6 protein-coding genes and 1 pseudogene are annotated in these 9,665 nt (G+C 64.2%); 6 read left to right on the top strand and 1 reads right to left on the bottom strand.

What is annotated here, in order from left to right; genetic code table 11:
• Positions 1 to 1,715 (bottom strand): annotated as a pseudogene (locus EOA38_RS17695) (peptidoglycan-binding protein); the annotation flags it as partial.
• Between the two features lie 464 nt (positions 1,716 to 2,179).
• On the opposite strand from EOA38_RS17695, the gene EOA38_RS17700 reads away from it, so the two are divergent.
• The 6 genes from EOA38_RS17700 to EOA38_RS17725 all read left to right on the top strand — a co-directional run.
• A complete protein-coding gene (locus EOA38_RS17700) occupies positions 2,180 to 2,641 on the top strand; it encodes a MerR family DNA-binding transcriptional regulator (protein WP_127299828.1) in 462 nt (153 codons plus the stop codon).
• Positions 2,642 to 2,876: 235 nt separating this feature from the next.
• Positions 2,877 to 4,673: an acyl-CoA dehydrogenase gene (locus EOA38_RS17705; protein ID WP_126090302.1), complete on the top strand. Its 1,797-nt coding sequence runs from the start codon at positions 2,877 to 2,879 to the stop codon at positions 4,671 to 4,673.
• A gap of 115 nt (positions 4,674 to 4,788) precedes the next feature.
• Complete coding sequence (locus tag EOA38_RS17710) at positions 4,789 to 5,958, top strand: acyl-CoA dehydrogenase family protein (RefSeq protein WP_127299826.1); 1,170 nt, start codon at positions 4,789 to 4,791, stop codon at positions 5,956 to 5,958.
• A 33-nt stretch (positions 5,959 to 5,991) separates the two neighbouring features.
• On the top strand, positions 5,992 to 7,200 hold the full coding sequence (locus EOA38_RS17715) for an acetyl-CoA C-acetyltransferase (RefSeq protein ID WP_126090300.1): 1,209 nt from the start codon (positions 5,992 to 5,994) through the stop codon (positions 7,198 to 7,200).
• Between the two features lie 15 nt (positions 7,201 to 7,215).
• A complete protein-coding gene (locus EOA38_RS17720) occupies positions 7,216 to 9,435 on the top strand; it encodes a 3-hydroxyacyl-CoA dehydrogenase NAD-binding domain-containing protein (RefSeq protein WP_127299827.1) in 2,220 nt (739 codons plus the stop codon).
• Between the two features lie 9 nt (positions 9,436 to 9,444).
• Positions 9,445 to 9,665: thioesterase family protein (locus EOA38_RS17725; RefSeq protein WP_145965987.1), on the top strand; the 221-nt coding region annotated here is incomplete at its 3' end.

Raw genomic sequence — 9,665 nt, forward strand, 5'->3', positions numbered from 1 at the left:
ACGCTGAGGATGGAATCGCGCGTGCCGGCCAGCGACTTCTCGATCTCGTTGAGGCGCGGGCTGATGTCCTCGAAGTCGGGCAGCGGCGCGCTTGGCTTGGAAAGATGCGCCGAAAGGGCGGTCACCTGCGATTCCAGGCTGCGGATCAGCGCCGGATCGATGCCGGCGACCTGCGCGGCAGACGATTCCAGCCGGCTGGAAATGTCTTCGAGCCGGCTTTCCAGGCCGCGGATCGCCATATCGTTGGCGGGATCTGGCGTGCGCGTCTCGATGCGCTTGGCAAGCGCGGTGAAGCGGGCGTCGATCGCCTCCATGATGCCGGTGCTGTCATCCTGCTGCATGCGCTGGTCGAGCCTGTCGGCGACATCGTCCAGCCGCCGCTCGAGTTCGCGGAACAGCATGTTGCCCTGCTCGATCGCATCGCCCTGGCGGCGCTCCAGCAGCGTCGACAGCGCGTCGAAGCGCTGCTCCAGGCCATGGAAGATATGGTCGGCGTCGGGCATCACCGGCGCCCGGTCTATTCTGTCGGTGATCAAAGCGATCTGCTTGCCGAGACGCTCCATCGCCTGCTCCGGCAGGTTGGTGCGGCCGGCGAGCTCGTCCACCCGGCTGGACAGAAGATTGAGGCGGTCGATGACCTCGGCGCCGGGCCGCGCCTGCGCGACTTCCTCGATCTGCTGCGCCAGCGAGGCCATGCGCTTCTCGATCCGCCCAAAGGTTTCGGGATCGAAGGCATTGGCTTGCGCCGCCACCGTCGAGGCGACGATGGCGCGCGAGATCTCGTCCAGCCGCTCGTCGATCATGGCGAGCGTCTCGCCGCCGCGCATGGTCTGCTGGCTGGCGAAGCGGTCGACCGCGCCGGCAAGCGTGCGCACCTTTTCCTCCAGCGAGCCGAGCGACAGCGACTGCGGCAGGTTGTTGACCGCGCTGCTGATCTGTTCCAGCCGGTCGGTGAGTGCCGAAAGGTTGGGCCCCTCGGCGCGCTGGCGCTGGTCGGCGTCGACGCGATCCTCGAAGGCGCTCCAGCGGCGGTCGAAATCGTCCCAGCGGCGATCGACGGCCCGCACGCTTTCCTCGCGTGCCAGCGTATCGAGCGCCGCCTTGACCTGCTCCAGCTCGAGCCGCAACAGGTTGACGCTGCGGTCGTCACTCTTTTCGGCGAGCGTGTGGATGGCTCCGGAGAGCCGCTCGAACTCGAGGCCGAGCTCGGCGCTGCTCTTGTCGGCGGGAGCGCCATGCTGGCTCGCCGCCTGCATGGCGCGATCGATATCCTGGCGCAGCGCGTCGAATTCGCGCTGCAGGCCGGCGGTCATCTGATGGCGCAGCTCCTCGCGCAGGCCGCGCAATTCGACGGCGATCTTGCCCACCATCGCGACGCCGTCCTCCTGCCCGCGCACCCGGTCGATGTCGCGGGCAATGGCCTGATAGTTGGGGCCAAGGCCGGAGGGTGCCTGGTTTTGCGGTCCCCGATTTTTTTCGCTCTGCGTTGAGTAGGGGTCTTCGTACCAGCGAGACTGCCCATAAGGTTGCGCGGCGGCGTAGCGTGGCTCGGCGGCCGGCCGCCGCGGATCCGGGCGTTCGGCCGTGTCGGTGCGGGTCCGTTCCAACCGCTGCTCCAGCGTCTCAAGCGAGCGGTTCAGATCCTCCAGCGAGGTGTGCGGCCGGCGTTGCCTGCCGGCGTTGAGTGTATCGAGATAGGACCGCTTGCTGTTCATCGATGCGCCCGTGTTCAGAATGACCGGCCGCGGCCGGTTTCCCAAAGTCCTGCCGGGAACGAAGGCGGCCGCTCGGTTCTGCTGCGGAGGAAGACGGGCTTCCCGGGTTTTCACCCACGCCTCGAAAAACCGTGAAAAATTCGCTACAGGATAAACACGGATGACCGACATGCGCACATTTCGCCCAACGTGGTAAACAAGGCGTTAACCAAGCTTAAGAAGTCGGGCATAAATCCTAAGCCGCCTGGCCAGCCGGGCATCCGGGTGCGGCATAAAGTTCCGTTCCGACAACGCCCTTGCGTCACCTGCCGGCTGTCGGTATAGAATTGACGTAAACGTAAAAGGTGCGAAGCCGTGCCTCTTGCGATTGATTTGTCGAAACCACGATTGGAAGCACGCCCCCGCTTCCACTCAGGCGACGCTTGGTCCGGGACCGCGACGCCATCAGGGGAAAGCCAGTGACCATGAAACTTGTTTCGCCCGGCGAAGCCGCGGCCAATAGCAATCACCTACCGGCCGAGGCCGGTGAGGAATTCGTCCGCATCGGCGAGATGGCCAAGAAATACGGCGTGACCTTGCGCACGCTGCGTTTCTACGAGGACAAGGGCCTGCTCAATCCGAAACGCGACGGCTCCACCCGTCTTTACACGCGTCGCGATAAGGCTCGGCTGAAGCTGATCCTGCTCGGCCGCAAGGTCGGGTTCTCGCTGCGCGACGTCAAGCAGATGATGGACCTCTACGATCCGACCGGCTCCAACACCAAGCAGTTGCGGCTGGCGCTCGACAAGTCCGAGAAGCAGCTTGCCCGCCTGCAGAAGCAGCGGGCGTTGATCGAGGACGCCATCAACGAGCTGAGCAATTCGATGACGGCGGTGCGCCAGATGCTTGCCGAACGGGCCGCGCCACAGGCAAGCGCCGCCGGTTGATCATTTCGCGCCGCAACGGCGACTAGCCAAAAGCAATAGCCGCGCAGCCATGGCCGCGCGGCTTTTTTGTTGCCTTGCATGCGCCCGCTCACCAAAAATCTTCCGGCTGCGACAAGATTGACGTTTACGCAAACGTCAATTTTTGCTATCGGGGCGTCGACATTGGCTCGGCCTCCCATCCGGACCTGGATCGGGAACTTGCTGGCTGGCCAGGACCGCAAGGGTGGAGGAAGGCATGACGATCTACAGGGCGCCCGTCCAGGACACGCTGTTCGTGCTCAACGACGTGCTCGGCTATCAGCGCTATTCCAATCTGCCAGGCTTCTCGGATGCTACGCCCGACGTGGTCGAGGCGATCCTTGCCGAAGGCGCGAAGCTTGCCGAGAACGTCATGCATCCGCTGAACCGCGTCGGCGACATGGAAGGCTGCGCGCGTCATGACGACGGCTCGGTAACGACGCCCAAGGGCTTCAAGGATGCCTTCGACCAGTATCGCGAGGGCGGCTGGATGGGGTTGGCCGCGCCCGCCGAGTTCGGCGGCCAGGGCCTGCCTTACACGGTCCACACCGCGGTCTCCGAATACATGGTCTCGGCCAACATGGCGCTGATGATGTATCCCGGCCTCACGCAGGGCGCTATCGCGGCTATCGTCACGCACGGCACCGACGAGCAGAAGGCCACCTGGCTGCCCAGGCTGATCGAGGGCGCTTGGACCGGCACCATGAACCTCACCGAGCCGCATTGCGGGACCGACCTCGGCCTGCTGCGCACCAAGGCGATGCCGAATGGCGACGGCACCTACAAGATTTCCGGTCAGAAGATCTTCATCTCCGCCGGCGAGCACGACATGGCGGACAACATCGTCCATCTGGTGCTGGCCCGTGCCGAGGGCGCGCCGGAAGGCGTCAAGGGCATCTCGCTGTTCATCGTGCCGAAATTCAAGCTCGATGCCTCGGGCAATCCCGGCGAGCGCAACACGCTCTCCTGCGGCTCGATCGAGGAGAAGATGGGCATCCACGGCAATTCGACCTGCGTCATGAATTATGACGAGGCCGAAGGCACGCTGCTCGGCGAGTTGAACGGCGGCCTGAAGGCCATGTTCACGATGATGAACGAAGCCCGGCTCGGTGTCGGCCTGCAGGGGCTTTCGGTCTCCGAGATCGCCTATCAGAACGCCGTCTCCTACGCCAAGGACCGTCTCCAGGGCCGGTCGCTGTCCGGCGCCAAGGCGCCTGACAAGAAGGCCGACCCGATCATCGTCCATCCCGATATCCGCCGCTCGCTGATGACCATGAAGGCGTTCAACGAGGGTGGCCGCGCGCTGGCGCTGTGGACGGCGATCAAGTCGGACGTTGCGCACCGCTCCGGCGACGACAAGGATCGCCAGGCGGCCGACGACTACACCGGTCTGATGACGCCGGTGGTCAAGGGCGTGCTGACCGACAAGGGCTTCGACCACGCCGTGATGGCGCAGCAGGTGTTCGGCGGCCATGGCTATATCGAAGAGCACGGCATGAGCCAGTTCGTGCGCGATGCCCGCATCGCCATGATCTATGAGGGCGCCAACGGCATCCAGGCGCTCGACCTCGTCGGCCGCAAGCTCGCGCTAAATGGCGGTCGCGCGGTGCAGGCCTTCTTCAAGGAGGTCGGCGAGTTCTGCGAGGAGAACCGGGCGGACGAGAAGATAGCGTCCTTCACCAAGGCGCTTAAGAAGGGCCTCAACGACCTGCAGGCGGCCACCATGTGGCTGCTGCAGAACGGCATGGCCAAGCCCGACAATGCTGGCGCCGCCTCGACCGACTACATGCATCTCTTCGGCCTGGTCGCGCTGGGCTATATGTGGGGCCAGATGGCCAAGGCTGCCCAAACCAAGCTCGCCGAAGGCGCCAATGGGGCAGCGTCGTTCTATGACGCCAAGCTGGTGACGGCGCGCTTCTTCATGGAGCGGATCATGCCGGAAACGGCGACGAGGCTTGCCCGCATCTCCAGTGGCGCCGACACGCTGATGGCGCTGCCGGCCGAAGCGTTCTAGAAATGCCCGGCGTCCCCTCCCCCTTGAGGGGAGGGTGGCCCGAAGGGCCTGGAGGGGTCTCCCGCGGTAGCGCGCCGACCCCGTCTCTGATGACATGCCTTGTGAGGAGAAGAGCATGACCAACCCCGCCGAAATTCTTGGCTTGCCGAAGCCCGCCTGGGCGGCGGACGAGGTCGGCATGCTCTACGACATGGCGGTCCGCTTCATGTCGGAGGAGATCGCGCCGCGCTACGACGAGTTCGAGAAGAACGAGATGTTCGATCGCGAGAGCTGGCTGAAGGCAGGCGCCGCCGGCCTGCTCTGCGCCTCGATGCCGGAGAAATACGGCGGCTCGGGCGGCACCTTCGCGCATGAGAGCGCCATAATCGAAGCGATCGGCCATGTTGGCGTCGACGGCTTCGGCATCGGCCTGCACAACTCGATCGTCGCCCCTTACATCCTGCATTACGGCTCCGAGGAGCAGAAACAGAAGTGGCTGCCGAAACTCGCGACCGGCGAGCTGATCGGCGCCATCGCCATGACCGAGCCCGGCGCCGGCTCGGACCTGCAGGGCGTCAAGACGCGCGCCGAGAAGGACGGCAACCACTACAAGATCAGCGGCTCCAAGACCTTCATCACCAATGGCCAGCTCGCTAATCTGATCATCGTCGTCACCAAGACCGATCCGGACAAGGGCGCCAAGGGCACCTCGCTGATCGTCGTCGAGACCGACGAGGTCGAAGGTTTTCAGCGCGGCCGCAACCTCGACAAAATAGGGTTGAAGGCCAACGACACGTCCGAGCTGTTCTTCAACGACGTGCGCGTGCCGACCTCGAACCTGCTTGGCCATGAGGAGGGCAAGGGCTTCGTCCAACTGATGCAGCAATTGCCGCAGGAGCGGCTGCAGATCGGCACCGGGGCGATCGCCATGGTCGAGCGGGCGCTGGCGATCACCATCGACTACGTCAAGGAGCGCAAGGCCTTCGGCAAGGCGATCATCGATTTCCAGAACACGCAGTTCAAGCTGGCCGAGCTCAAGACCGAAGCTACGATTGGCCGCGTCTTCTACAATGACTGCGTCGCGCGCCACATCGATGGCGGCCTCGATCCGGTCACGGCCTCGATGGCGAAGTACTGGCTCTCCGACCTGCAGGGCAAAGTCGTCGACGAATGCCTTCAACTGCATGGCGGCTATGGCTACATGAACGAATATCCGATCGCCCGCATGTACCGCGACGCCCGCGTCCAGCGCATCTACGGCGGCACCAACGAGATCATGAAATTGCTGATCGGCCGCTCCCTCTGAGCGCGGCGACCGGCAAACCCAAGGAGCACGAAAATGGCCGAAGCTTACGTCTATGACGCCGTGCGCACGCCGCGCGGCAGGGGCAAGAAGGATGGCTCGCTGCACGAGGTGCCGGCGGTGCGGCTCGCGGCGAAGACGCTTGAGGCGCTGCGCGACCGCAACGGGCTCGACACCGGCAATGTCGACGACATCATCTTCGGCTGCGTCGATCCGGTCGGCGAGGCCGGCTCGGTCATTCCGCGCGCCGCGGCCTTCGAGGCCGGCTACGACACCAAGGCACCGGGCATGCAGATCTCGCGCTTCTGCGCATCCGGTCTCGACGCCATCAATTTCGGCGCCGCCAAGATCGCGCAAGGGGCGGACGAGATCGTGATCGCCGGCGGCGTCGAATCCATGTCGCGTGTCGGCATGGGCATGTCCGGCGGCTCCTGGTTCATGGACCCGTCGGTCGGCCTGCCTGGCTGGTTCGTGCCGCAGGGCATCTCGGCCGATCTGATCGCCACGAAGTACGGTTTCAGCCGCGACGATGTCGACGCCTACGCCGTCGAGAGCCAGAAGCGCGCCGCCAAGGCCTGGGAAGAGGGCCGCTTCAAGAATTCGGTGATCTCGATCAAGGACCAGAACGGCCTCACCATCCTCGATCATGACGAGCACATGCGGCCTTCGACCGACATGCAGTCGCTCGCCTCGCTCAACCCGTCCTTCGTCATGCCGGGCGAGATGGGCGGCTTCGATGCGGTGGCCGTGCAGAAGCATCCGGAAGTCGAAGAGGTCAACCACGTCCACCATGCCGGCAATTCTTCCGGCATCGTCGATGGTGCCGCCGCCGTGCTGCTCGGCTCGAAGAAGGCCGGCAAGGCGATGGGGCTGAAGCCGCGCGCGCGCATCCGCGCTTTCGCCAATATCGGCTCCGAGCCGGTGCTGATGCTGACCGGTCCGGTCGACGTCACCGAGAAGCTCCTGAAGCGCGCCAAGATGAAGCTGTCGGACATCGACCTGTTCGAGCTCAACGAGGCCTTCGCTTCCGTTGTGCTGCGCTACATGCAGGCCTTCGACATTCCGCACGACCAGATCAACGTCAACGGCGGCGCGATCGCCATGGGCCATCCGCTCGGCGCCACCGGCGCGATGATCCTGGGCACCGTGCTGGACGAGTTGGAACGGCGCGACCTGAACACCGCATTGGTCACGCTCTGCATCGGCGCCGGCATGGGCACCGCCACCATCATCGAACGCGTCTGACGGGGAGAGAAGAAGATGAGCTACACCAATTTCACCCTCGACGTGGACCCCGACGGCATCGCGCTTATCACCTGGGACATGCCGGGCCGCTCGATGAACGTCTTCACCGAAGAAGCGATGCTCGAGCTCAATTCTATCGTCGACAAGGTTGCCGGTGACGCCGCCATCAAGGGCGCGGTGATCACTTCCGGCAAGGACAGCTTTTCCGGCGGCGCCGACATCACCATGCTGCAGAAGATGCTCGCCACCTTCGCCGTCGACAAGGAGAAGGACCTCGAGAAGGCGACCAAGGCGCTGTTCGACAATGCCGGCTATATGACCGGCCTGTTCCGCAAGATCGAGACCTGCGGCAAGCCGTGGGTGTCGGCGATCAACGGCACCTGCATGGGCGGCGCCTTCGAAATGTCGCTCGCCTGCCACGGCCGCGTCGCCGCCGATTCCGACAAGGTGAAGATGGCGCTTCCGGAAGTGAAGATCGGCATCTTCCCCGGCGCCGGCGGCACCCAGCGCGTGCCGCGGCTGACCGACCAGCAGCAGGCGCTGCAGATGCTGACCACCGGCCAGAATCTGACGCCGCAGAAGGCGAAGTCGATGGGCCTGATCCATGCGATCGCTGAGCCGAAGAAGCTCGTCGAGACCGCCAAGGCGATGATCAGGAACGGGCTGAAGCCGGTCGCGCCTTGGGACGAGAAGGGCTTCAAGCTGCCCGGCGGTCCGATCTATTCGGCGGCCGGCGCCAATCTCTGGCCGCCGGCCATCGCCATCCTGCGCCGCGAGACCTATGGCAATTATCCGGCCGCGGCCGCGATCCTGAAATGCGTCTATGAAGGCCTGCTGGTGCCCTTCGACACCGCGCTCAAGATCGAGCAGCGCTATTTCACCGAGATCATGCAGACCAAGGAAGCGGCGGCGATGATCCGCTCGCTGTTCGTGTCGCTGCAGGAACTGAACAAGGGCGCCCGCCGCCCGGCCGGCGTGCCCGACACCAAGTTCAAGAAGATCGGCATCCTCGGCGCCGGCTTCATGGGCGCGGGCATCGCCTATGTCACCGCCAAGGCCGGTATTCCGGTCGTACTGCTCGACCGCGACATGGAGTCGGCCGAGAAGGGTAAGGCGCATTCCGACAGCCTGATGGCGGATCAGGTGAAGAAGGGGCGCGCCAAGCCGGAGGACAAGGACAAGCTGCTCTCGCTGATCACGCCGACGGCCGACTATGCCGATCTCGCCGGCTGCGACCTCGTCGTCGAGGCCGTGTTCGAGGATTCGGCGGTCAAGAAGCTCGCCACCGAGAAGGCGGAAGCGGTGCTGAAGTCCTCGGCGATCTTCGCCTCCAACACCTCGACCATCCCGATCACGTCGCTGGCGAAGAATTCGGCGCGGCCGAAGAATTTTGTCGGCATCCACTTCTTCTCGCCGGTCGACAAGATGATGCTGGTCGAGATCATCCTTGGCAAGAAGACCGGCGACAAGGCTTTGGCCGTCGCGATCGACTTCGTTCGCGCCATCAAGAAGACGCCGATCGTCGTCAACGACACACGCGGCTTCTACGTCAATCGCTGCGTGCTCCGCTACATGTCCGAAGCCTACAAGATGCTGATTGAAGGCGTCCCGGCGGTGATGATCGAGAACGCCGCCAAGGCCGCCGGCATGCCGGTCGGGCCGCTGGCGCTGACCGACGAGACGGCGATCGACCTCGCCCAAAAGATCATGAAGCAGACCATCAAGGATATCGGCGAGAAGGCCGTCGACCCGAAGCAGATGGCGCTGATCAACACCATGGTCGACACGCATGGCCGCTTCGGCCGCAAGAACGGCAAGGGTTTTTACGACTATCCCGCCAAGCCGGCGAAGAAGAAGCTGTGGCCGGGCCTCAAGGATCTCTATCCGCAGCTCAAGCCGGAAAAGGTCGACTATGAGGAGCTGAAAGAGCGGCTGCTGGTCACCATCGCCCTGGAAGCGGTGCGCGTGATGGAAGAAGGCATCGTCACCGATCCTCGGGAGGCCGATGTCGGTTCGATCCTCGCCTTCGGCTTCGCTCCCTTCACCGGCGGCGCGCTCTCTTACATCGACGGCATCGGCGCCAAGCGTTTCGTCAAGATCGCCAAGGGCCTGCAGAAGAAGTATGGGGCCGAGTTCAAGGCGCCCAAGCTGCTCATCGACATGGCCGAGAAGGGCGAGACCTTCTACCAGCGCTTCGACCCTTATCAGAAGGGCGAGGTGAAGAAGGCAGCCTGACGTCCAGTCATGTATGTCTGGGGGCGCCTCGCGCGGATGATGGCCACGGCGTCCAGCCGTGGCCCTTACGTGGTCGGCGATCAGAGTCGGCTGGCCTTCCGTTGCCTGCCGTCCGACATCGATTTCAACAGCCATCTCAACAATGCGCGCTACATGATGCTGGCCGACCTTGGCCGCATCGATGTCTTTCTTCGCGTCGGTCTGGTCGCGCTCGCGCGCCGCAACGGCTG

The sequence above is a fragment of the Mesorhizobium sp. M1E.F.Ca.ET.041.01.1.1 genome, from assembly GCF_003997355.1.
Taxonomy (GTDB): Bacteria; Pseudomonadota; Alphaproteobacteria; order Rhizobiales; family Rhizobiaceae; genus Mesorhizobium.